General features: G+C 60.8%; 22 protein-coding genes. 8 read left to right on the top strand and 14 right to left on the bottom strand.

Annotated elements, in window-relative coordinates:
• Positions 1-123: 123 nt before the first annotated feature.
• The 8 genes from EEQ99_RS04240 to EEQ99_RS04205 are packed head-to-tail and all read right to left on the bottom strand — an operon-like array spanning position 124 to position 7,488.
• Positions 124-2,040, bottom strand: a complete 1,917-nt coding sequence (locus EEQ99_RS04240; RefSeq protein WP_127430045.1) for a bifunctional sugar phosphate isomerase/epimerase/4-hydroxyphenylpyruvate dioxygenase family protein — start codon at positions 2,038-2,040, stop codon at positions 124-126.
• Between the two features lie 41 nt (positions 2,041-2,081).
• Positions 2,082-2,531, bottom strand: coding sequence for a type II 3-dehydroquinate dehydratase (gene aroQ, locus EEQ99_RS04235; RefSeq protein ID WP_028757578.1), 450 nt, complete (start codon positions 2,529-2,531; stop codon positions 2,082-2,084).
• Between the two features lies 1 nt (position 2,532).
• Entirely contained in the window at positions 2,533-3,642 is a 1,110-nt protein-coding gene (locus EEQ99_RS04230; RefSeq protein WP_127430044.1) for a Gfo/Idh/MocA family protein, read from the bottom strand.
• A 22-nt stretch (positions 3,643-3,664) separates the two neighbouring features.
• On the bottom strand, positions 3,665-4,471 hold the full coding sequence (locus tag EEQ99_RS04225; protein WP_164735897.1) for a sugar phosphate isomerase/epimerase family protein: 807 nt from the start codon (positions 4,469-4,471) through the stop codon (positions 3,665-3,667).
• Positions 4,472-4,487: 16 nt separating this feature from the next.
• Positions 4,488-5,249: an amino acid ABC transporter ATP-binding protein gene (locus EEQ99_RS04220; protein ID WP_280178056.1), complete on the bottom strand. Its 762-nt coding sequence runs from the start codon at positions 5,247-5,249 to the stop codon at positions 4,488-4,490.
• 31 nt (positions 5,250-5,280) lie between these two features.
• Positions 5,281-6,120: a transporter substrate-binding domain-containing protein gene (locus EEQ99_RS04215; protein ID WP_164735896.1), complete on the bottom strand. Its 840-nt coding sequence runs from the start codon at positions 6,118-6,120 to the stop codon at positions 5,281-5,283.
• Positions 6,121-6,163: 43 nt separating this feature from the next.
• Positions 6,164-6,814, bottom strand: a complete 651-nt coding sequence (locus EEQ99_RS04210; RefSeq protein ID WP_063476012.1) for an amino acid ABC transporter permease — start codon at positions 6,812-6,814, stop codon at positions 6,164-6,166.
• Positions 6,815-6,819: 5 nt separating this feature from the next.
• On the bottom strand, positions 6,820-7,488 hold the full coding sequence (locus EEQ99_RS04205; protein ID WP_063476252.1) for an amino acid ABC transporter permease: 669 nt from the start codon (positions 7,486-7,488) through the stop codon (positions 6,820-6,822).
• A gap of 402 nt (positions 7,489-7,890) precedes the next feature.
• Between EEQ99_RS04205 and EEQ99_RS04200 the strand changes: the two genes are divergently transcribed.
• Complete coding sequence (locus tag EEQ99_RS04200) at positions 7,891-8,598, top strand: TetR/AcrR family transcriptional regulator (RefSeq protein WP_052213310.1); 708 nt, start codon at positions 7,891-7,893, stop codon at positions 8,596-8,598.
• 48 nt (positions 8,599-8,646) lie between these two features.
• Here the strand turns inward: EEQ99_RS04200 and EEQ99_RS04195 are convergent, their stop codons facing one another.
• The 5 genes from EEQ99_RS04195 to EEQ99_RS04175 all read right to left on the bottom strand — a co-directional run bounded on the left by EEQ99_RS04195 (position 8,647) and on the right by EEQ99_RS04175 (position 13,170).
• Positions 8,647-9,861: an MFS transporter gene (locus EEQ99_RS04195; RefSeq protein ID WP_127430042.1), complete on the bottom strand. Its 1,215-nt coding sequence runs from the start codon at positions 9,859-9,861 to the stop codon at positions 8,647-8,649.
• Between the two features lie 131 nt (positions 9,862-9,992).
• Positions 9,993-10,475, bottom strand: a complete 483-nt coding sequence (locus EEQ99_RS04190) for a GNAT family N-acetyltransferase (RefSeq protein ID WP_127430041.1) — start codon at positions 10,473-10,475, stop codon at positions 9,993-9,995.
• 86 nt (positions 10,476-10,561) lie between these two features.
• Positions 10,562-11,767, bottom strand: coding sequence for a 3-oxoadipyl-CoA thiolase (pcaF, locus tag EEQ99_RS04185; RefSeq protein WP_047612858.1), 1,206 nt, complete (start codon positions 11,765-11,767; stop codon positions 10,562-10,564).
• Between the two features lie 9 nt (positions 11,768-11,776).
• Complete coding sequence (locus EEQ99_RS04180) at positions 11,777-12,466, bottom strand: 3-oxoacid CoA-transferase subunit B (RefSeq protein WP_047612856.1); 690 nt, start codon at positions 12,464-12,466, stop codon at positions 11,777-11,779.
• On the bottom strand, positions 12,463-13,170 hold the full coding sequence (locus EEQ99_RS04175) for a 3-oxoacid CoA-transferase subunit A (protein WP_097622707.1): 708 nt from the start codon (positions 13,168-13,170) through the stop codon (positions 12,463-12,465). The genes EEQ99_RS04180 and EEQ99_RS04175 overlap by 4 nt, the downstream gene beginning before the upstream one ends.
• Before the next feature lie 157 nt (positions 13,171-13,327).
• Between EEQ99_RS04175 and EEQ99_RS04170 the strand changes: the two genes are divergently transcribed.
• On the top strand, positions 13,328-14,086 hold the full coding sequence (locus tag EEQ99_RS04170; protein WP_127430040.1) for an IclR family transcriptional regulator: 759 nt from the start codon (positions 13,328-13,330) through the stop codon (positions 14,084-14,086).
• 96 nt (positions 14,087-14,182) lie between these two features.
• On the opposite strand, the gene EEQ99_RS04165 is transcribed toward EEQ99_RS04170, so the two are convergent.
• On the bottom strand, positions 14,183-15,727 hold the full coding sequence (locus EEQ99_RS04165; RefSeq protein ID WP_063476006.1) for an acid phosphatase: 1,545 nt from the start codon (positions 15,725-15,727) through the stop codon (positions 14,183-14,185).
• Positions 15,728-15,923: 196 nt separating this feature from the next.
• Here EEQ99_RS04165 and EEQ99_RS04160 point away from each other — a divergent pair, with 196 nt between their 5' ends.
• The 6 genes from EEQ99_RS04160 (at position 15,924) to EEQ99_RS04135 (ending at position 24,011) form a co-directional block, all read left to right on the top strand.
• Positions 15,924-17,213, top strand: a complete 1,290-nt coding sequence (locus EEQ99_RS04160) for a cytochrome-c peroxidase (RefSeq protein WP_127430039.1) — start codon at positions 15,924-15,926, stop codon at positions 17,211-17,213.
• 102 nt (positions 17,214-17,315) lie between these two features.
• Positions 17,316-18,242, top strand: coding sequence for an ArsR/SmtB family transcription factor (locus EEQ99_RS04155; RefSeq protein ID WP_174824429.1), 927 nt, complete (start codon positions 17,316-17,318; stop codon positions 18,240-18,242).
• A 210-nt stretch (positions 18,243-18,452) separates the two neighbouring features.
• Positions 18,453-19,961 carry an arabinosylfuranosidase ArfA gene (gene arfA, locus EEQ99_RS04150; protein ID WP_047612843.1) on the top strand — a complete coding sequence of 503 codons (1,509 nt, stop codon included), beginning with the start codon at positions 18,453-18,455 and terminating at the stop codon, positions 19,959-19,961.
• 166 nt (positions 19,962-20,127) lie between these two features.
• A complete protein-coding gene (locus tag EEQ99_RS04145; protein ID WP_127430038.1) occupies positions 20,128-22,032 on the top strand; it encodes an ABC transporter substrate-binding protein in 1,905 nt (634 codons plus the stop codon).
• Between the two features lie 113 nt (positions 22,033-22,145).
• The gene (locus tag EEQ99_RS04140; protein WP_127430037.1) at positions 22,146-23,150 is read left to right on the top strand and encodes an ABC transporter permease; all 1,005 of its coding nucleotides are present in this window, start codon (positions 22,146-22,148) and stop codon (positions 23,148-23,150) included.
• A gap of 3 nt (positions 23,151-23,153) precedes the next feature.
• Complete coding sequence (locus EEQ99_RS04135; RefSeq protein WP_047612835.1) at positions 23,154-24,011, top strand: ABC transporter permease; 858 nt, start codon at positions 23,154-23,156, stop codon at positions 24,009-24,011.

Here is a 24,011-nt window from a genome sequence, read left to right as displayed (position 1 = left end):
GTGATGAAACGAATAGGAGAAGTCTTATCTAGGGGAAATCGACGAAGGGCAATGCACGAAAGGGCGAGATTTGCGTGAGAGGCCGAGGCTGACGAGCGGCGATGTGCTCGGTCGCCGGGAAAATCAGTCGGTCTGATGTCCGCGATTTTTCGTGACCGTCGGCATGCCTGCCGGCCTCAGATGTTTCCTCAGCGCCGCGATCCTGAAGATGGCGTTGGCAGCACCATAACCACGATAACCGCGCCGCTCGACGATCTCGAAGAACAGGCCTTCGCCATAGGTCGGGCTATAGAGCTGGAAATATTCGCCGTGCTCATCGCGATCATAGAGGATGTTGCCCGCCTTGAGGCGCTCGGCAAATTCGGCGTCGAGGCCGAAGCGGGCTTCGAGATCGTCATAATAGTTCGGCGAAATCGCCAGCGAGACGAAACCGTTTGCGGCAAGGGCTGCTGCAGTGGCAAAGATGTCGTCCGTCCTGAAGGCCAGATGCTGGATGCCGGAGCCGAAGGTTTCGGCGATGAAACGGCCGGCGAGCGTGTTGCGGTTCTCGGCGCCGTTCATGGTGATGCGCAGCGAGCCTTCCGCATTCTCGACCACCTGGCTCCTGACGATGCCCGAGGGATCGACGATATCGACCATCGGCGTCTTCTGCACGTCGATCAGCGACGTATAAAACAACAGCCAGGTCAAAAGCTCCTCATATTTCATCGTCTGCGCCATATGGTCGATCGACTGCAGCCCGGCCGGCTGAAGAGGGATATGGTCCTCGATCGCGTCGAATTCGATCTCCCAGATGCGACCGAGTTCGGTCTTGCGGTCGAGGAAATAGAGGATGCCGCCGCCGACGCCACGCACCGCCGGCACCTCGATTTCGCCGGCATCGAGCGATTGCTCGAACCGTTGGGCGCCGAGCGCAACGGCGCGTCGCAACGCTGCCGTTGCATCATCGACCATCAGGCCGGCGGCATAGGCCGAGGTGCCGTGGACGGAATAGGAGGCGCTGGCAAAGCCCTTCTGCTCGGTATTGACGACGAGGTTGATGGCGCCCTGGCGAAAGACGGTCACGCGCTTGCTCTTGTGTCTGGCCGCTCTTCTAAAGCCGAGGCTTGCAAACAGCGCTTCGAGCTCAGGCGCCTCGTCTTCAGCGGCGGTGAACTCGACGAAGGAGATGCCCTCGACCAATGCGCGGGGCGGCATTGGAGGCACCGGCAGCGCACTCTGCGGCTGCTGCCGCTTGACCTGGTCGCCGAGATAGATCAACGAGCGGCGGCCGTCGACGGCGATTGCGCTCGGAGACCCGCCGCGGAATTGATCGTTGAAGATCTCCAGCGACAGATATCCGTCATACCCCGTTGCGGCGACAGCCTTCATGAAGTCGAGCACAGGCAGATCGCCTTCGCCGGGCATGTTGCGGAAGTGCCGGCTCCAATAGAGCAGATCCATGTCGATCAGCGGCGCGTCGGCAAGCTGGATGATGAAGATCTTCTCCTTCGGGATCGAGCGGATCGAGTTGACGTCGATCTTGCGCGACAGCGTATGAAAGCTGTCGAGGACCAGGCCGATATTTGGATGATCGGCCCGCCGGACGATCTCCCAAGCGTCGCGGTGATCATGGATGTGGCGGCCCCAGGCGAGCGCCTCGTAGCCGACGCGCAGACCGCGCCCGGCGGCCCGCTCGCCGAGTTCATGAAAATCTGCCGCCGCCCGGTCGAGACCGCCGAGCGACGCCGGCGAAACGTTCGAGCAGACGAGCACGAGATCGGTGCCCATTTCCTGCATGACGTCGAACTTGCGCTCTGCCCGGTCGAAGGTGCGGCTGCGCAGCGGTTCCGGCATGCCTTCGAAATCGCGAAACGGCTGAAACAGCGTGATCTCCATGCCGAGATCGCGCACCATCCGGCCGACCTCCTTGGGGCTGGCGTCGTAGATCAAAAAGTCGTTCTCGAAAATCTCCACCCCGTCGAAGCCGGCCCTGGCGATCGCCTCCAGCTTGTCGCGCAGGTCGCCGCCTAATGAAACGGTCGCTATCGATGTCTTCATCGCAGGAGTCCTTTCGCGACAGTGATCGGGATGGGAGCGCCCTATGCCGCCTTTGTCTTGGCGACGAGCCGTGACGCCGCCTCGAGTGCGAACTCATAGCCATCCGGCCCGAGGCCGCAGATCACGCCGGTCGCAGCAAGCGAGATGTAGGAGTGGTGGCGAACGGTTTCGCGGCGATGCACATTGGTGATGTGCAGTTCGATGATCGGGCCTTCGAAGGTCCTCAGCGCATCATGGATGGCGAGCGAGGTATGGGTATAGGCACCGGCATTGATGACGATCGCGTCGGCCGCATGGCGGGCTTCGTGGATCCAGTCGATCAGTTCGCCCTCGTGGTTGGATTGCCGGAAGTCGACACCATGCTTTCGGCCCGCCGGGCTCGCATGGCACATGGTTTCGATGTCAGCGAGTGTCGTGCTGCCGTAGATATGCGGCTCGCGTTGGCCAAGCAGATTGAGGTTGGAACCGTTGAGAACGAAGATCGGCTTCATGTCAGAATGCTTTCCTTGGATTTGTAGCTTGCAATGTCGGTGAGAATTTTCCGGCTGCGAGCGCCTCGTAACGATCGTGGAGATCGATCCGGCTTCCCGATGCGGCAGCCTCCGCCACGGCAAGCGTCGCGATCAGCGTACGGGCGCCATCCTCAACGGTGAGCAGCGACTCCGCCTCGCCGCGGACGACATCGCGGAAATGGTCGAGCTGGGCGTGGTAGGGATCGATGAAGCTTGCAAGCAGCCGCTGGGACCGGATCGGCTCGTTCCAGTTCTGGCTACCCTCTGCCTGCGCCCAATGGACCAGGGTCGGAAATTCCAGAGAACCGCGGCTGCCGACGAAGCGATAGTTGCTCTCTCCGCTGAACGGAAACTCGACTGCTTCGCCGGCCCCCTGCTCCGTCGTCCAGGGGGAAACCGCGCTGTCGCTCGCAAAGAAGGTGCCGATGCAGCCGCTATCGAATTGAAGCAAGGCGCCGGTGGTATCTTCAACCGGGAACTGCCGCTGCCGGTTTGAGGAGATGGCGCTGACACCAAGGATCTCGCCTGCCGTGTAACGCAGGAAATCGATCTCGTGAATGAGGTTGATCAGGATCGGTCCGCCACCCGGCTGCGTGCGCCAGGGGGCGATGCGGAAATACTCATCCGGCTTGTAGGCCGCCCAGATGGCGGAGACGCCGACAAGATTGCCAATCAACCCTTCACGCAGCAAGCGTCTCAGCGTCTTGACCTGGTCATGATGGCGGCGATGATGACCGACGAGCGTCCGGACATTGTTTGCGCGCACTTCCAGGAGCAGATCGGCGGCGCTTTCGAGCGTATCGGTCACCGGCTTTTCGATCAGCATATCGATCCCGAGGCGCGCGCATTCGATACCGATTTCGGCATGGCTCTGGTTGGGCGAGGCAATGATGACGGCCTGCGGCCGTGCTTCATCGAGCAGCGACTTGTAATCCTCGAAGACCGCAATACCCGGATATTGCGCCGAGATGCTGTCGCGGTTGACGTCAGCGATACCGGCAAGGTCGAAATCGGGATGATCGATGATCTTCTTGATGTGTTTGCGGCCGATCAGGCCTGCGCCGATGACGCCGATGGAGATATTTGCCATGCTTTCAACCATTCCGTTCCAGTCACAAGAGGGTTTGCAGGCGGGTGCGAGAAGCAACCGCATCCGCCAATGGATTTTCCGAGATGATTTCGATGACCACGTCGCCGTCGAAGCGAAGATCTTCGATGGTCTTCAGGATCGGCCGGAAGTCGATCTGTCCCGAGCCGATCGGCGCGTGCTGCCATTTGCCGTCGTCGGCATCCGAGAGGTGGATGACGCGAACCCTGTCCTTCAACATTTCCAGGCCGGCGGACGGATCCTCGCCGATCGCCCGGGCATTGGCGACGTCATAGACGACGTCGATATTGTTCCGGCGGCAGCGGTCGAGCATCGATCGGATCGAGGCCGCATCCGGGAAGACACCGATCGGGTGGTTTTCGAAGAGAAGTCGGATTCCGCAGGCGGCGGCGTGGTCCGCCAGCCGGACGAGGCAGTCAGCGACGATATCTTCCAGCACGCCCGGTGTCGCGGCGATGAGCGCGTGTTTACGCCCTGAACTCACCGTGACATAGCGGCTGCCGAGAAAGGCGGCCGCTTCGATTGCTCTGCCATAGGCGCCGACAGCAAACTCCGTCACATCGGGCATAGGGCTGGCGAGATTATAGTCGCCAACCGGCAGGTCGAGCGCGACCAGCTTTCCGCCAGCAGCGGCGATGCCGTTCCTGAGCGCGATCCAGTCCGTCGAACCGTGATCACGGATATTGAAATGCGGATCACTGGCAAGCAGCTGGAATTTCCTAAAACCCTGATCCGCCAGCCTGGCGATGGCCTCGGCCGCCGTCGCGTTCCAGACGAAGCCGAACGTATGAACACCGTAATCGAGTGGCATTATTCTCTTCCCGCTCTCAGTGCCCGAGAATCTGTCCGAGAAAAGCGCGCGTGCGCTCGTTCCGGGGCGCGGTGAAGAATTCCTCGGGCGACGCCTCCTCGATGATCTCGCCATTCGCCATGAAGATCACACGATCGGCCACGGCGCGGGCAAAACCCATCTCATGGGTCACGCAGATCATCGTTCGCCCTTCGCCGGCGAGCGAGACCATTGTGTCGAGCACTTCCTTGACCATCTCGGGATCGAGCGCCGAGGTCGGCTCATCGAAGAGCATCACCTTTGGATCCATGCAGAGCGCGCGGGCAATCGCCACACGCTGCTGCTGACCGCCGGAAAGCTGCGCCGGATATTTGTGCATCTGATCGGAGATGCGCACGCGCTCCAGATAGGCTCGCGCAACCTCTTCCGCCTGTGCTGCCTTCATTCCGCGCACCTTCATCGGTGCAAGCATGCAGTTTCTCAGAACCGTCATATGCGGGAAGAGATTGAACTGCTGGAAGACCATGCCAACCTCACGACGGATGGCGTCGATCGAGGCGCCTGTCTTCAACTCGATACCGTCGACCACGACCCGGCCGCTGGCGAAATTCTCGAGATAGTTGATGCAGCGGATGAGGGTCGATTTCCCCGAGCCGGAAGGCCCGCAGAGAACGACCTTCTCCCCCTGCTTCACCGTCAGGTTGATGCTCTTGAGAGCGTGGAAGGCGCCGTAATATTTGTCCACGGCTTCCATGACGATCATCGGATCGACAGCGGCATTGTCCGCAATTGTCACCATCGCATTCACGGCGTCTTCCTCATCTGCTTTGTTATTGAACGGTGAAGGGGATATTAGGCAGCGAGTCCGGGAAGTCGGGCGCGTCCTGGCCAAGCCATTTCTGGTAGATCTTCTCGAGGCGGCCGTCGGCGCGCGCCTTGTCGATGAAGGCGTTCAGCTCCTCGACAAACTGCTTTTGACCGGGACGCACGGAGATGCCGTTATATTGGCGGTTGAACTGCAGTTTCTTTTCGAATTTGAAGTCCGGCGCGATCTTGGCGATGCTGAGGAAATAGGTGTTGTTGGCGCCGAGCGCGTCGACCTGACCGGAAAGGAAGGCCTGGATGGCGGTAGCATCGTCATCGAAACGCTGGATCGTCGCGCCTTCCGGAGCGTTCTGCGTCACCTGCGTATCCTGTGCCGAGGAGCGCGCAACGGCAATTCGCAGGCCCTTGAGATCGGCCGGCGCCTTGATATTTGTCTCCGGCTTGGCGAGCAGCATGATGTCGATCGCCGAATAGGGCTTGGTAAACTGCACCACCTTGGCGCGGTCGGGATACATGCCCATCACTGCAATCAGTGCATCGACTTTGTTGGTCATCAAGGTCGGGATACGATTGGCGACGGCAACACGGTTGAACTCGACCGGCACGCCGATTTCCTCACCGAGAAGCTTGGCGAAATCGGCATCGAAGCCGGCGCTCTGATTGTTTTCGTCGACGAACCCCCATGGTGGATTCTCGCCCTGGATACCGATCACGATCTTGCCGCTGGCCTTCAGCTCCGCAAAGCTCTGCGCATCAGCCTTGCCGGCGCCGAATGCGACGACAAGGCCAAAACCGATCGCGCCGACTGCCCCCCAGGCCTTCCTCAACATATTGGTATTCTTCATCATTAGGCTTCCTCCTTGCCCTTAGCGTTATTCCCTGCGCGCGCTAGCGGGCGCTCGCAAAGCGTTTTTCCAGTTGGAAACTGAAGTGCGACAGCGGCCAGCAGAGCGCGAAGTAGAGCGCGCCGACGAGGCCGAAGACGATGAGCGGTTGATAGGTCGCGTTGGAGACGATCTGCCCGGCCCGCGTCAGCTCGGTGAAGCCGATAATGGCGGCAAGCGACGTACCCTTGACCAGTTGCACCAGGAAACCGACGGTGCTTGGCAGCGAAATCCGCAGCGCCTGCGGCAGGATGACGTCGACGATACGGGTCCGGTATCCGAGGCCGAGCGCCTTGGCCGCTTCTTCCTGCCCCTTCGGCAGCGCCATGATGGTGCTGCGCCAGATCTCCCCGAGATAGGCGCTCGCATGCAGCGTGAGGCCGGCGGCAACGGCGACCCAGGCGTTGACCGTGATGCCGATCAGCGGCAGGCCGTAATAGATGACGAAGAGCTGCATCAACAGCGGCGTGCCCTGAAAGACGATGATGAATGCGGTCGCCATGGCTCGCAGCGCCTGGAACGGTGCCGTGCGGATCAGGGCGATGCAGAGCCCTCCACCGGCACCGCAGACGAAGGCAATCGCCGCGAGCAGGATCGTCCAGCGGAACGCTTCGAGCAGGATGACGATCTGATTGAGGCCGAGTGTCTGAACCATCGCCGTCACCGCGTCGGATAGGAGAGAAGGCCGCGCTCGATCAGGGAGAAAAGCCCCGTGAGCATGGCGGACATTCCGAGGTAGAGACCGGTCAGGGTCAGGTAGACCTCGAAACTGCGAAAGGTCGTCGATTCCAGCTGCTGGCCAATGCTGGCTAGCTCCATCGCCGATATCGAGGCGACAACGCTGGAGGTCAGCATCAACAGAATGAACTGGCTTGCGAGTGCAGGAAAGCTGACGCGCAGCGCCGGCCGCAGGATGATATAGCGGAACACCTGGAAGCCGCTGAGGCCGAGCGCGCGGCCTGCCTCGACCTGGCCCTTCTGGATCGATTCCACCCCGCCACGGATGATCTCGGCGGCATAGGCGCCGCCGTTGAGACCAAGCGCGACGATGGCGGCGGTATCTGGCGCGAGCCTGATCCCGATCGACGGCAAGCCGAGATAGATGAAGAAGGCCTGAACCGGAAAGGGAGTGTTGCGGATGATCTCGATGAAACACTTCACCAGCCAGACGAACGGCCCGATCCCGGTCCGGCGCAAGCCCACGCAGAGAAGGCCGATGGCAAAGCCCATCGCCATCGCCTTGGTCGAAATCGCAAGCGTCAGCCAGCACCCATAGAGAAGCCGGGGCCAGGCGGCAAAAATAACGCTGAAATCAAATTGATAGCTCATGGTGAGCTCCTCCCGTCGCTGCAAGCGCCTTCTCCGTCCCCGGCCCTCACACGCAAAATGTTCGCTTGCGTACATAAGTAGCCAGATGATGAAATATCTGTCAACTCCCTGGGAGGATTAATGCCAATCTGAAATATTTCTTTTTCTTTCAATTATTTAGTATAACAACCTGATCTACTTTGAAGATTCAATCTGACATTTTTTCTTGAATATTCACCGATGCCAGCCTCAAAAAATTGTTCGAAATGGTTCAAAATTCATTCCTTGCTATGCAAGTAAAAGCCATCTCACGTGGGGATCGGCTCAACTGGCGGTTTTTGGAATGTTCGAGGGCGGCCATGCTTGCAAAGCGAGGCAAAGGCCGCGATAAGGGCGATTGCATTGGCTGGTCAGCGAGGAACCATGGCTGAGAGTGCGGTTAAACCCGGCAAGTCGCAGGCGACGCAAAAATATCAGCGTCAGCAGCGGACGAATGATCCCGATCAGACCCGCGCAGACATCCTCGAAGCGGCCGAGGGTGAGTTCGCCCGGCATGGCTACGCCGGCACGACAATCGACAGCATTGCCCAGAAGACCCGCCGCAGCAAGCGGATGATCTATTACTACTTCAACTCGAAGGCGAAGCTCTACGTCGCCGTGCTCGAAAACGCCTATGCGCGCATCCGCGTCGCGGAAGCGAAGGTCGACCTCGGTGAGGAAGATCCACGCCAGTCGCTGAAGAACCTCGTGGACTTCTGCTTCGACTTTCACTTCGATCATCCGACGTTCGTCAAATTGATCATGAGCGAGAATCTCAACGACGCAAAATACCTGCCGGCCTCATCCCTGATCGGCGAATTGCACCGGCCGATCCTGCAACGCATCGATCAATGCCTGCGTCTCGGATACCAAAAGGAACTATTCCATCAGGCCGTTACGCCAATAGAGATCCATATGACGCTGAGCGGTCTCTGCTTCTTCAATGTTTCAAACCGTGCCACCTTCTCGGCGATCTTCGATGTCGATATGACATCGGCGGCAGCGCGGCGAGCCCGCAAGCAGCAGATCCTGCTGACGATCCTTGGGCGGCTGAACACGACGATGGAAGGCTTCGTTTCGGATTTCTCGTAAAGATCGGTCCTTCGCAACCGCCGCACCACAGAACAGCCCGGCGTCGTCTCATGGAGCCACGCCAAAGGCCGGCTGCGGTTTTTGGCGGGCGAGTGGCGGGAATGCGAGGGCGATCGCGGCCGCCCCCAGACCGACCGTTGCGGAGCCGATGAACAGCCAGGAATAATTGGCGAAGGTGTCGAAGATCCAGCCGCCGACGAGAGGGCCGAAGGCCATGCCGAGGCTGGAGAGCATCGTCGCCGCACCAAAGACCGTGCCGATAATGCGCGGCCCGAAATATTCCCGCGCCAGCACCGCATAAAGCGGCATCACACCGCCATAGGCGCTGCCGAAAATGATGGCGAGCGCATAGAATTCGCCGAGCCGGCTGACCAAGAGATAGGTCGCGAGTGCGGCCGCCTGCACCAGCAGGCCGGCGACCAGCACCGGCTTTACCCCTATCCTATCGGCAAGGCTGCCATAGAGCAGCCGACCACCCAGTCCGGCCAGACCTTCGACGCTGTAGATGCTGACGGCTGCCATCGGTGCGACGCCGCAGATCGTCGCATAACTCACCATATGGAAGATCGGCCCGGAATGTGCCGCGCAGCAGGCAAAGAAGGTCAGGCCGAGCACGATGAATTGCGGGGATCGGAAGACTTTCGACAGCTGGGGCCTGGCGCCGTCGGCTGCGAACTCGGTTCCGGTTTCAGCGGTTTCGGCCGGTGGACGCCTGACCAGCAGAGCGGCCGGCACCAACAGCAGCCAGGCGCCGATACCGATCATCAGCATGGCGGGCCGCCATTCATAGGCCGAGATCAGCCAACGCGCGAAGGGCGAGATCGTCACCGGCGCAACGCCCATGCCGGCGGAGACGAGCGACACTGCAAGGCCGCGGTTTTCGTCGAACCACGCCGTGGTCGCCGCGATCATCGGCGCGAAGAAGGTGCTGGCGGCGAGCCCGACGAGGATGCCGTAGGTCAGCTGGAACTGCAGCAGCGTCTCGGCCCGGCTCGCCAGCACAAGCGCCAGGCCGAGCAGCACCGACCCGATCATCACGACGACGCGCGGGCCGAAGCGGTCGCTTGCCGCGCCCCAGAAGAAGCCGCCGAAGCCCATGACGATGAAATTCAGCGTCATCGCGCTGGCGATGCCGACATGCGACCAGCCGGTCGCCGTTGCGATCGGCCCCTGGAAAATCGCCAGCGAAAACATCGCGCCAAGCGCAACGCAGGTCATCAATGCGCCCGCAGCGACGATGACCCAACGATAGGAAACACTCATGGCTTCATAACCTCCATGCCGACAGAGTGATCGCGACGCATGCGGCAAGCCTACCGCACTCCGCGCCTGCAATCCAAAGACGTTTGAACCGCTGCGATTTCGACAGCGCGCTCACATCTTTTTCGTCGCACTTAGAGAGTACGAAACATCACCAATGCATCGACATAGCCCTGCGTCGGATGAAGAAACACACCGGGAAGACGACCGACGATTTCGAAACCGAGCGATTGCCACAGCGCGACGGCGCGTTCATTGCTGCAGACGACGAAATTGAACTGCATCGCCCGAAAACCCCTGGCGCGGGCATGCTGCAGGGAATGGTCATGCATCCGGCGAGCGACGCCGCGACCGCTCGCGGCGGCGTCGGTCATGTAACCGCAGTTACAGACATGCCGGCCGCCGCCGGCCTGATTGGCCTTGATGTAATAGGTGCCGAGGACCACACCATCCTCTTCCGCGACGAAAGTCTCGCGGTCCGGTCCCATCCAATAGGCGAGCGCATCGGCTTCGGAGAGATCACGATCGAGCGCATAGGTTTCGCCGGCGCGGATCGTCGGACCGATGATCCTCCAGATCGCGTCTTGATCGTTCTTATCTGCGGGGCGGATCAGCATGCCCGATGTCTACAGAAGCCTGATATGGCTTGCAACGGGTGGGCGGCCTCCGGCAAATGCCGGAAGCGCCTCCCTTTCGAGCGACATCAAACCCTTTCAAGCGCGATCGCGATGCCCTGCCCGACGCCGATGCACATGGTCGACAGCGAATATTTTCCGCCGGTCTCATGAAGCTCCAGCGCCGCCGTGCCGGTGATGCGTGCACCCGACATGCCAAGCGGATGGCCGAGCGCAATCGCGCCGCCATTGCGGTTCACCCGCGCATCATCATCGGCAATGCCGAGCGCGCGCAACACCGCCAGCCCCTGGCTGGCGAAGGCCTCGTTGAGTTCGATCACGTCGAACTGTTCGGCGGTCATGCCGAGCCGCGCCATCAGCTTGCGCGAGGCCGGGATCGGCCCGACACCCATCACCCTTGGCGGAACGGCGGCGGCAGCACCACCGAGAATGCGGGCGATCGGCGTCAGGCCATATTTCCGGGCCGCCGCTTCCGAAGCGACGATCAGCGCCGCCGCCCCGTCATTGACGCCGGAGGCATTGCCGGCCGTCACCGTGCCGCCCTCCTTCTTGAAAGGCGTGGCGAGTTTCGCCAGCGTCTCGATCGTCGTCGCCCGCGGATGCTCGTCTTTTTCGACGATGACGGGATCACCCTTACGCTGCGGAATGATCACCGGGGTGATTTCCTTCGCCAGCCGTCCGTTCGCCTGGGCGGCCGCCGCCTTCGCCTGGCTTCGCACCGCGAAGGCATCCTGGTCCTCACGGCTGACATGATAGTCCTCGGCAACGTTCTCACCGGTCTCCGGCATGGAATCGACGCCATATTGCTTCTTCATCAGCGGATTGACGAAGCGCCAGCCGATCGTCGTGTCGTGGATTTCGGCGGCGCGTGAAAAGGCCGTCTCGGCCTTCGGCATGACGAAGGGCGCGCGCGACATGCTTTCGACGCCGCCGGCGACCATCAGCTCGGCCTCGCCGGAGCGGATGGCCCGCGCCGCCGTGATCACCGCGTCCATGCCGGAGCCGCAAAGCCGGTTGATCGTCGTGCCCGGAACTGAGATCGGCAGGCCGGCCAGCAACGCCGACATGCGCGCGACATTGCGATTATCCTCGCCCGCCTGGTTGGCGCAGCCGAAGATCACATCATCGACGGCTTCCCAATTGACGGCGGCATTTCGTTGCATCAGCGCTTTCAGCGGAATGGCGCCGAGATCGTCGGCGCGCACTTGGGACAGCGAACCGGCGAAGCGGCCGATCGGCGTTCTGACATAGTCGCAGATAAAGGCTTCGGTCATGGCTTTTCCTCAGAGTTGCGGGACGACGAGGTCGCCAACCGGCCCTTCGACGTGCAGCGGCGCGCCGGTCATCGCCTGCAATTCCTCTTGCGACATCGCGGCGAGCTTTTCGCGCAGGACGAAGCGTCCCTTGACGATGTCGATGACGGCGTGGCTCGTATAGACGCGGGTGATGCAGGCAACGCCGGTCAGCGGGAAGGTGCACTTCTCCACCAGCTTCGGCTCGCCCGTCTTGGTGACGTGTTCGGTGATGACACAGACTTGCTTGGCGCCGTGCACCAGGTCCATGGCGCCGCCGACGGCCGGCACGCCTTTGCTGCCCACCCGCCAGTTGGCGAGGTCACCGCTCTGAGCCACCTGATAGGCGCCGAGGATCGCGACGTCGAGGTGGCCGCCGCGCACCATGGCGAAGCTGTCGGCATGATGGAAGAAGGCGGCACCCGGCTTCAGCGTCACCGCCTTCTTGCCGGCATTGATCAGGTCCCAGTCCTCTTCGCCCGCCGCCGGCGGCTCGCCGAAATTCAGGATGCCGTTTTCCGTGTGGAAGATCGCCTGACGGCCGGGCGGCTGATATCGGGCGACCATTTCGGGAAAGCCGATGCCGAGGTTGACATAGGCGCCGTCGGCGATGTCCTGCGCGGCGCGCCAGGCGATCTGCGCGTTGGAAAGCTTGATGTCTTCACGAGTGTCGATGGTCATACGTAGGCCACTCCGGCTCGAATGAGCTCTTCTTCCTGTTGGGGATTGGGAACGGCGACAACGCGGTCGACGAAGATGCCGGGTGTCACCACATGTTCGGGATCGATGCCGCCGGCCGGCACGATCGACGAGACCTGGACGATCGTCTTTTCCGCCGCCATGCACATCAGCGGATTGAAGTTGCGGCCGGCCTTGTTGTAGGTGAGGTTGCCCTGGATATCGCCGATTTCAGCCTTCACGATCGCAAAGTCGGCCTTCAGCCAGCGCTCCTGCACATAGTGGCGGCCATCGAACTCGGCGATGACCTTGCCGTTGGCCAATTCGGTGCCGTAAGCCGTCGGCGTATAGAAAGCCGGGATGCCCGCCCCCCCGGCGCGGATGCGCTCGGCAAGCGTTCCCTGCGGCACCAGCTCGAGCTCGATCTCGCCGGCCAGATATTTATCCGTGAAGGCGCGCGGATCCGACGACCGCGGAAAGGAACAGATCATTTTCCGGACCAAGCCGGCATCGATCATCGCCGCGATGCCGATGCGCCCGTTGCCGGCATTGTTGTTGATCACGGTCAGGCCCTTGGAGCCCTTGTCGATCAGGGCATGAATGAGCTCGATCGGCGCGCCCGAGCCACCGAAACCACCGATCATGACGGTCGCGCCGTCACCGATCTCAGAGACGGCTTCCGCCGTGCTCCCGACTGTCTTGTCCATGCGGGATCTCTCCTTGGCTATGCGATCGGGAACTGGTTCCCATCCTTTGAGCGTCAGGGATAAAGCGCGGCGGGCCGGACGGCAAGAAATTTGTGCGATATTTGACATTTGTTCATATATCGCACAAACTACTCAAGTTGATTGGAGACTCGGACCCATGCGCGAAACGGATTTCGTCAGCGGCTTTGCCCGCGGCCTGAAAGTCATCGAAGCCTTTGGCGAAACGCGGCAGCGGCTTTCCATTGCCGAGGCGTCGAAACTGACGGCGCTCGATCGCGCCACCGTGCGCCGCTCGCTGCTGACGCTCGCCGAACTCGGTTATGCCGATTACGACGGCAAGTTCTTCACCCTGACACCGAAGATCCTGCGGCTTGGCCATGCCTATCTCGCGGCGACGCCGCTGCCGGCGCTGCTGCAACCGCATCTCGATCTTCTCTCGGAAAAGGCCGGCCAGAGCGCCTCGGCCTCGGTGCTCGACGGTACCGAAATCGTCTATGTCGCCCGCGCCTCGCAGCGCCGCGTCATGTCGATCAATTTGACTCCCGGAAGCCGCCTGCCCGCCTACTGCGCCTCGATGGGCCGGGTGCTGCTTGCGGCTCTCCCCGAGAGCGAAGCGCGCGCCATCCTTGCCCGCAGCGAGCTGAAGAAGAACACTGTGAATACCAGAACCGATCCGGAGGAGCTCATCACAGAATTCCGCCGTGTGCGCGCCGAGGGTTACGCCATCATCGATCAGGAGCTGGAGATCGGTCTCTGCTCCATTGCCGTGCCCATCGACAACGACCGCGGCGAAACCGTCGCGGCGATCAATATCGGCGCGCCGGCCGCTCTCGTGCCGGCCGCGGAGATGAAGGAGCGGTATCTGCCGCTGCTGAAGGAAACGCAGACCGCATTGCGACCATTACTGCGGCGGTGACGGCAAGCAGTTCCAGCAAAAGTCCGCAGCGGTTTTGCGTCCGGAATACGTAAGGAAACAGATGGAGCGGCCCCGAACAGGGGCCGCTCGCAATCGTCAATGCGTCAGGTCGAGCGCGGCTGTGAGGTCGCCCATCGGCGGCCGATCATTGTTGCGCAGCGCCTTGTCGCGGGCGAGGATGCCGGGCAGCACCGGCAAATCATAGCGCGCGGTGATGAAGCGGATGATCGAGGTCGTGTCGTACTGGGTGTGATCGACCATGCCGCTCTTGGCGAAGGGCGAGATGATGAAGGCCGGAATGCGGTTGCCCGGGCCCCAGCGATCGGCCTTCGGCGGCGCGACGTGATCCCAGAAGCCGCCATTCTCGTCATAGGTGACGATGACGAGCATATGGCTCCATTGCGGGCTCTTCTCGAGGTGGGAGACGATATCGGCAAGATGCTGGTCGCCGCTCGACACGTCGGCATAACCGCCATGTTCGTTGAGGTTGCCCTGCGGCTTGTAGAAGGAGACCGCGGGCAGCTTGCCATCGTCGATATCCCTGAGGAAGGCTTCGCCGCCAAGACCGCCATCCCTCAGATGTTCGGCGCGCGCCGGCGTGCCTGGCGCGAAATTGGCGAAATAGTTGAACGGCTGGTGGTGGAACTGGAAGTTCGGCACCGGCGTGGCGTTCTTGCCGTCGAGGGCTGCCTGCCAGGCGCCGCTATACCATGCCCAGCTGACGCCCTTCAGCGACAGCAGGTCGCCGATGGTGATTTCATGCTGCGGAGGCAGCGTCGTTGCGGCGGTGGGATCGGCATAGGCCGGATCGCCGTCCTTGGCCGGCGGATTGGCGCTCGGCTGGTAGGGCGGCTGCATGGTGTTGACGGCGTAGAAGTCGGGGGTCAGCGTGCCGTCGGAGACGAATTTCGGGGCGCCCTCCAGCGCCGACTTCGGGCCGTTTTCCGCCACAACAAGCGACGTGCCGTCCGCATCGACCTTGGCAATGGTCGGCTTTGCCGGGTTCTTGTCGGCGTCGGGATAATAGGGCGTGCAGGCGCAGACCAGCGCGAAATGATTGAGGAAGGAACCGCCGAAGGCGCCCTGGAAGAAGTTGTCGGCAATGACGTATTTCTTGGCGACCTGCCACATCGGCAGGACGGAGCCGTCGTAGTGCCCCATGACGAGGCTGCCGGAATCGGCCCAGGCGACGAATTTGTCGTTCTTGCCGCCGTCGATCTGCATCTGCTCCTGGTAGAAGCGGTGCCAGAGATCGCGGGTGATCACCGAAGGCGACTGCGCAAAACCGTTGGGATCGTCGATCTCAAAGGTGGCGTTGGCAAGATGGGCCGACTGCGCCTCGGTGACGGCAGGCGTCACACCCTTGGCGGTGAGGCCGCCCCAGGCGGGCGGCAGTTCGGATAGCGGCTGGCCGTCGCGGTCGAGCTGGCGGGCGTGATCGGCGGTCGCGTTCGAGAGCCCGTCGACGCCGGGAAAGCTGCCGTAGAGATTATCGAAGCTGCGGTTTTCGGCATAGATGACGACGACATTGTCGATCTTGTCGTAACCGGCGGGCGTCGCATGGGCTGCCGTTGTGATCGCAAACGGCACGATGGCCGATCCGGCGAGACAGATGGAATGGAGGGTCTTCAGTCTTTTCACGTCAGTTCCTCATGGCTAGGGGCGTTGGCTAGAGGGAGCGGAGAACGCTCGGGGGCGTCCAAACGCTATTCCGGCCGTCTATCAACTTTGTGACATCGGGGGTCGGCGTGATGCCGCAGGCGATAGCCGTCATCAATTTGTTGCAACCAGGTTCGATCATGGAGCAAACCAGTCTTAAGCTATTGGAATCCTTATCATGACAATCAAGACAATCTGGCTTGTGCGGTCCGGCCTGGCGGTGAGCATGGGTGCTGTGGCGCTCTGTCTTGCCAGTCTTCCGCTGCGGCAAAGCAGCGCGGCGACCACGGCCGGCCTGCATCCCGGACCGATGTCGCGCGCCGAGGCCTTTGCCCGGGCCGAAACGCTCACCGCGCTCGGCCGCAAGATATTCTCGGATGCCTCGCTGTCGGCCTCGGGGCTCCAGGCCTGCGTGTCCTGCCATGATCCGGCTCACGCCTTCGGCCCGGCATCGGCGACGCCGGTCGAAATCGGCGGCCAGCATATGGACCGGCCGGGGCTGCGCGCCGTGCCGACGCTGCGCTACCTCCAGGCGGTACCCACCTTCACCGAGCATTATTACGATTCCGAGGACGAGGGCGACGAAGGCGTCGACAATGGCCCGACCGGCGGCCTGACCTGGGACGGCCGGGTCGACCACGGCGCCGATCAGGCGAAGATCCCGTTGCTTTCGCCCTTCGAGATGGGAAACAAGGATGCGGCCGAAGTGATGGCAAAGCTGCAGAAGGCAGCCTATGCCGATGACATCGAGGCGGCATTCGGCGAGACGGTGTTCGACAATCCCGACGATGCCTTCGACGCCGCCGCCGAGGCGCTCGCCACCTTCGAACAGAGCGGCCCGGATTTTTATCCCTATTCCAGCCGCTACGACGCCTTTCTCGCCGGCAAGGCGACGCTGACAGCGCAGGAGCTACGGGGGCGGCAGCTGTTCGAGGATCCGGCCAAGGGCAACTGTTCGAGCTGTCATCTGAGCGAGCCTGCCAATGACGGCGAACCGCCGCAATTTTCCGATTTCGGCTTCCTCGGGCTCGCCGCTCCCCGCAATATGGCAATCCCGGCCAATAGCGATCCGAACTATCACGATCTCGGCCTCTGCGGCCCTCAGCGCACCGACTTTGCCGGACGCAGCGACTATTGCGGCCTGTTCCGCACCCCGACGCTGCGCAATGTCGCTCTGAAGAAGAGCTTCTTCCACAACGGCTATTTCCACTCGCTGCGCGACGTCGTCTCCTTCTATGCGACCCGCGACAGCGATCCCGGCCGGTGGTATCCAAAAAATTCAGATGGCACGGTCCGTAGATATGACGACCTGCCGCAAGCCTATTGGGACAATCTCAACCAGGACCCACCCTTCGGCCGGAAATCCGGCGATGCGCCTGCCCTCACCGACCCCGAGATCGACGACATCGTCGCTTTCTTGGGAAGCCTGACGGATGCCGATCTGCTGCCCAAGTCGGCCGGGCATTAGGAATGACGTCTTTCTCAACAATAACAATCAAACCGTCGAAGCATCCCCACTTGATGTATCATGATTTCCGATATACATCATTTTATCGGAAATCATGGGGGAATGATGGAACGCTCGTTTTTGACGATTGCCGCCGGCGAAAATAACGATGCGATCCGCGCCCTTTCGGCGCCGGCGCGGATTGAGATTCTCAAGCTGCTCTGTGCCAAAGGGCCGATGAATATCAACGACATCGCACGCGCGCTTTCCCTCCCCCAATCCACCGTCGCAACCGGCATCCAGATTTTGGAGGACGCCCGGCTTGTCGATTCCCAGCTGGCGAAAGCCCGCAAGGGAAATCAGAAGATCTGCTCGGCGATCTACAGCGAAATTCTGATCAGCTTCGAGGAAAGTGCTGCCCAAAGGGCCAACAATATCATCGAAGTCGAGATGCCTGTGGGGCTCTACACCAGTTGCGATGTCCATGCGCCCTGCGGTCTTTGCTCTACCGAGAGCGTCATCGGTCCCCTCGATGTGCCGGACTATTTCCTCGATCCGCAGCGCATGCAGGCCGGGCTCGTCTGGTTCGGCCGGGGCTATGTGGAATATAAATTCCCCAACAACGCCAAGGTGTTGAACAAGGATATCCGCGCCATCGAGTTTTCGCTGGAGCTGTCGTCCGAGGTGCCCGGCACCAATCCGGACTGGCCCTCCGATATCACGCTCTGGGTCAACGGCATGGCGATCGGCACCTGGACATCGCCCGGCGATTACGGCGACAAGCGCGGCGCCTTCACGCCGGCATGGTGGAAGCTCGAGGGCTCGCAATATGGGATGATGAAGACCTGGCGCATCTCGACGCGCGGAACCTTCATCGACGGCATCGCCGCATCGAATGTCACGCTCAGCGATCTGGCGCTTGCCCAGCACTCCTCGATCCGGCTTAGGGTCGGCATCGCCGAGAATGCCGGCCATACCGGCGGCGTGAATATTTTCGGCCGCGGCTTCGGAAATCATGGACGCGATATCATCATGCGGCTGCATGTCTGAATTATAAATATCGGAAATCTTGATTTAAAGATCACGCTTCTTTCCAGATTTGACAACCAAAAATGCACGACAACATACTGTAATAAAACAATTATTTTAGAAAATTGAATTAGTATGATTAAAACCGCAACTCGGTTGACAGAACGACATTCCTGATATCAAGTTAGAGGCAAGAAAACAAAAATTCTGATATATAAACGGGAGGATCCGTTGAAGACGAATGTCGTTGCCCACCGCGATTTCCGCGTCGCGACCATTGACGCCAGGCTCTACAGTTCATTTCTCGAACATCTCGGCAGAGCGATTTACGGCGGCATCTATGAGCCCGGACATCCCACAGCCGACGAGGACGGATTTCGCCGCGACGTGCTCGATCTTGTGCGTGAGCTCGACACGCCATATTGCCGTTATCCCGGCGGCAATTTCGTCTCGGCCTATAATTGGGAAGACGGTGTCGGCCCGCGTTCGGAGCGCCCGGTTCGCCTCGATCTTGCCTGGCGCACCCGCGAAGCCAACCAGATCGGCGTCAATGAATTCGTCGACTGGTGCAAGAAGGCCAACACCAAGCCGATGCTCGCCGTCAATCTCGGATCACGCGGCCTCGATGCCGCCCGCAATTTCCTGGAATATTGCAATCATCCCGGCGGCACCTACTGGTCGGACCTGCGCCGCAAGCACGGCTGGTCCAATCCGCACGATGTCAAATTGTGGTGCCTCGGCAACGAGATGGATGGGCCCTGGCAGGTCGGTCACAAGTCGGCCTATGAATATGGCCGGCTGGCGGATGAGACGGCCAAAGCCATGCGCGGCTTCGACAAATCGCTCGAACTCGTGGTCTGCGGCTCGTCCAATTCCGATATGAAGACCTATCCCGAGTGGGAAGCTCAGGTTCTCGACCAGTGCTATGACAGCGCCGACCATATTTCGCTGCACATGTATTTTGCCAATCGCGAGAAAAATACGCTCAATTATCTCGCCCGCGCGACGAAACTCGACCGCTACATCACCACAATCGGCGGCGTGATCGACTACATCAAGGCGAAAAAACGCTCCAAGAAGACGATCGGCATTTCCTTCGACGAATGGAACGTCTGGTATCATTCCAACCAGCAGGACAAGGAGATCCTGGCGCGCGACGAATGGCCGGATGCGCCGCATCTCCTGGAAGATATCTATAATTTCGAAGACGTGCTGCAGGTCGGCGGCATTTTGAACACCTTCATCCGCCGCTCCGACCGGGTGCGCATCGCCTGCATCGCCCAACTCGTCAACGTCATCGCCCCTATTATGACCGAGGACGGCGGTGCGGCCTGGCGCCAGACGATCTATTACCCCTTCTACTACGCTTCCCGATATGGCCGCGGCTCGGCGCTGCAGCTGGTCGTCGACGGCCCGACCTATGACAGCGACGAAGAGAACGACGTCCCCTATCTCGACGTATCGGCCGTCCATTCCGAAGACGGCAGGCAGCTCACCTTCTTTGCCGTCAACCGTCATCCGAACGCGGCGCTCGATCTCGACGTGCGGCTGGAAGGTTTCGGAGCCGCCCGGGTGGTCGAGCAGGTGGAGATGACCCATGGCGACCTGGAAGCCGTCAATACGGCTGCGCGGCCGAAGACGGTCGCTCCGGTCAATGTCGAGACTGCGAAGGTCGAGGATGGACGGGTGCGGACAGCGCTGAAACCGCTGTCCTACAATGTCATCCGGCTGTCGGTGTGACAGCCGTCGCCGGGTAAGCCCCGGCTGAAGATATTCGGCTCACTGCGAGGAGGCAGGCGGGCCGGAGGGATGGTTCACTGAGGCTCTGCCTCTGCGAACCGACAACCGCGACGTGCCCCTGCGTGCCTTTGCGGCCGCCGTATCGTCGCTTTCTAGGGAGGAGTTCATGCAACAGTGGAAGAGGCTCGCATTTGGCGTCGCGCTGGCCGCACTCGGCCTGACAGCGGCGGCCAAGGCTGATGACTACACCTCCTTGCCGCGCAAGGAGACGCTCATCGTCGAAAATCCGGAAGGGACGATCAAAAATCCCGGCTGGTTCAACATCTGGGTCAATGGCGGCGGCGGCGTATCGACCGGCCTGCAGCAGCTGACCATGGATACGCTCTGGTATATCGACCCCGAACAAGGGCTTGGCGGCGCGACCTGGGACAATTCGCTGGCTGCCGACAAGCCGCAATATAATGCCGACTTCACCGAGATGACCGTGAAACTGCGCAAGGGGCTCTTCTGGAGCGACGGCGTGGAGTTCACGGCAGACGACGTGGTCTATACCGTCAAGACGCAGATGGATCACCCCGGCATGGTCTGGAGTGCTGCCTTCTCGGTGCAGGTGGCAAGCGTCGAGGCGACCGACTCCTCGACTGTGGTGTTCAAGCTGAAGAAGCCCAATTCGCGCTTCCACGCCATCTTCACCGTTCGCTGGAACGGCGCCTGGATCATGCCCAAGCATGTCTTCGAGAAAGTCGAAGATCCGCTTCGCTATGATTTCGCCAATCCCGTCTCGCTCGGCGCCTACAAGCTCAAGTCCTACGATCCCCAGGGCAAGTGGTATACCTGGGAGAAGCGTGACGACTGGCAGCGGACATCGCTTGCCCGCTTCGGCGAGCCGGCCCCGAAATACGTGACCTATACCGATCCCGGCCCGCCGGATAAACGCACTATCGCTCAGCTCGAGCACAATCTCGATATCATTCACGACAACACGCCCGAGGGCATGTTCACGCTGAAGGAAAAATCGAAGTCGATCGAGACCTGGTTCCCGGGCTTCCCCTTCGCCCATCCGGATCCGACACTTCCGGCTGTCATTTTCAACACCCAGAATCCGCCCTTCGACAACGCCGATGTACGCTGGGCGCTTGCCCTGCTGATCGACATCAAGGCCGTTGACATGGCGAGCTACCGCGGCGCTGCGACGCTGTCGGCTCTCGGCGTGCCGCCGACGGCGGCCACGATGAAGGACTATCAGGCGCCGATGCAGGATTGGCTGAAGGATTTCGAGATCGATACCGGCAAGAGCAAGATCAAGCCTTATGACCCGACGGTCGGGCAACAGATCGCCGATATCCTGCGCAAGCAGCCGAAGTTCAAGGACCAGATCCCGACCGACCCGCAGGCAATCAGCGGTGCCTTCGGCTATGGCTGGTGGAAACCGGATCCGAAGGCTGCCGGCGAACTGCTGGAGAAGGCAGGCTTCAAGAAATCCGGCGGCAAATGGCTGACCCCGGATGGACAGCCCTTCAAGATCCGGATGACGGTCGAGGGCGACACCCGCTCGGTCTTCACCCGGGCCGGGACGCTGATTGCGCAGCAATGGGCCGCCTTCGGTATCGACGCCAAAGCCGTGCCGGCCGCGAAACTTTGGCAGACGGCACTCCAGCCCGGCGATTTCCAGGTGGCGATCGCCTGGAGCGTCGAAACCTGGGGCGGCGATCCCGATCTGTCGTTCTTCCTCGACAGCTGGCATTCGCAGTTCGTGGCCAAGAAGGGTGACAATCAGCCGCCGCGCAACTGGCAGCGCTGGAGCAATCCGGATCTCGATAAGATCATCGAAAGCATTCGCGGCATCAGCGCCGATGATCCGAAGGGCGTTGAGCTCGGCAAGGATTATCTGAAGCTGGTGGCCCGCGAAATGCCGACGATCCCGCTGATGTCCTATAACGTCTTCACCTCGATGGATACGACCTATTGGACCGGTTATCCAACGATATCAGACCCCTATACCGATCCGGTGCCGAATTGGGCCAACTCCAGGCTGATGATGGTCAAGCTGAAGCCGGCACAACCGAAATAATCCTCCCAACGCCGGCGCGAGTGTTGCGCGCCGGCCCCCTAATCGACGGGCATGTGGCATGTCCGTCGATCCTTTCCACTTGATGAAGGGAACCAGAGAGGAACCACCGCCCTATGACGTCCTATCTGATCTTTGTGCTGAAGCGGTTCGGTCAGTTTCTGCTTGTTGTATTTCTTGGCGTGACGATAACATTCTTCGTCACCCACCTGACCCCGATCGATCCGGTCGAAGAAAGCATAGGCGCCATCACCCAGATGGGGCAGTCCGATCCGAATGCGATCGAACTGATGCGCCAGTCGCTTCGCGAGCTTTACGGCATGGAGGGCTCGATCTGGCAGCAATACCTGCATTTCTGGCTGCGGCTTGCGACCGGTGATCTCGGTCCCTCGCTCTCGGCTTTTCCCACCCCCGTTTCCACCATCATCCTGCGGTCCCTGCCCTGGACCATCGGGCTGATGTCGGTGTCGACCCTGATCACCTTCGTCCTCGGCAATGCGATCGGCGCGCTCGCCGGTTATTACCGCAAGGACATGGTGCTGAAGGCCGTCAGCCTCGTCTTCATCGCCCTGCTTCCCATTCCCTATTACATCCTGGCCTTCGTGCTTCTGATTGTCTTCGGCTATCTCTGGCCGGTGCTGCCGATCAATGGCGGCTACGAGATGAACGCCAATCTCGACCTCTCCTTTGCCCTCGTCCTCGATATCCTGAAACACTCGATCCTGCCGGCCTTGTCACTGATCATGGTCGGCGCCGGCAGCTGGCTGATCGGCATGCGCGCGCTCGTTTCCAACATCATCACCGAGGATTACGTCGTCTTCGCCGAGCTGGGCGGCGTTCCGAAGCGCAAGATTCTGCGCTCCTATATCGCCCGCAATGCCATGGTGCCGCAGTTCACCGGGCTTGCCATGTCGCTCGGCGCGATCTTCAACGGCACGGTCATTACCGAAATCGTCTTCGGCTATCCGGGCATCGGAAACCTGCTGATCGAAGCGGTGCATGCCGGCGACTACAGTCTGGTGCTCGGCCTCAGCGCATTGTCGATCGTCGGCGTTGCCGCCGCCGTGTTCATCATCGACATTCTGAGCCCGCTGATCGATCCGCGCATCAAGGTGGAATAGAGCATGTTTACGATCGTCCGCGACCTCGCGCGCCAGAATATGGAATTCCTCAGCGGCCTGCTGCTCTTTGCCGTCATCGTCGGGCTGGTCATCATGTCCTACTTCTCGCCGTACGGCGCGACCGACATCTATCTTCTGCCGCCCGATATGCCGCCCGATGGCGAATATTGGCTCGGCACGACATCGCGTGGCCAGGATGTTTTCTGGCAACTGACAACCGCGCTCCGCAACACCCTGTTTTTCGGCATCGGCGTCGCCTTCATTTCACGCATCATTTCGCTGGTCGTCGGCCTCGTCGCCGGCTATGCCGGCGGCGCGGTCGACCGGGTGCTGATGGCCATCAACGACAGCGTCATGGTCATTCCGCAATTTCCGCTGCTGATCCTTTTCTATTTCGTACTGAAGGACAGCATGACCTGGACAGTGCTGATCGTCATCATGGCCTCGCTCGGCTGGTCCTACGATGCACGCCTCATCCGTTCGGTGGCGATCAGCCTGAAGACGAGATCCTTCACCACCCAGAGCGTCTATTCCGGCATGAGCATGCGCAAGATCCTCGTCGAGGAGCACCTGCCCTATGTTCTGCCGATCGTCTTCGCCACCACGATGAACAACATGATCTGGTCGATCGGCATGGAGATCACCCTGTCGGTGCTGGGCTTCACCGATATCGAGACGCCGACCATGGGCATGATGATCTATTGGGCCAATGCGCATTCGGCGCTGATATCAGGCATATGGTGGTGGGTGGCCGCCCCCGTCGCCGTCATCGTCGTCCTCTTCCTGGCGCTCTTCCTGCTGTCCATGTCGATGAACGAATACAATGATCCGCGCAGCCGGCTCAACCGGATGGGAAGTTAG

Source organism: Rhizobium anhuiense (assembly GCF_003985145.1).
In the GTDB taxonomy this organism is placed as follows: domain Bacteria; phylum Pseudomonadota; class Alphaproteobacteria; order Rhizobiales; family Rhizobiaceae; genus Rhizobium; species Rhizobium anhuiense.
The sequence above is the reverse complement of the archived record's forward strand: the minus strand, read 5'-3'. Positions and strand labels throughout refer to the sequence as shown.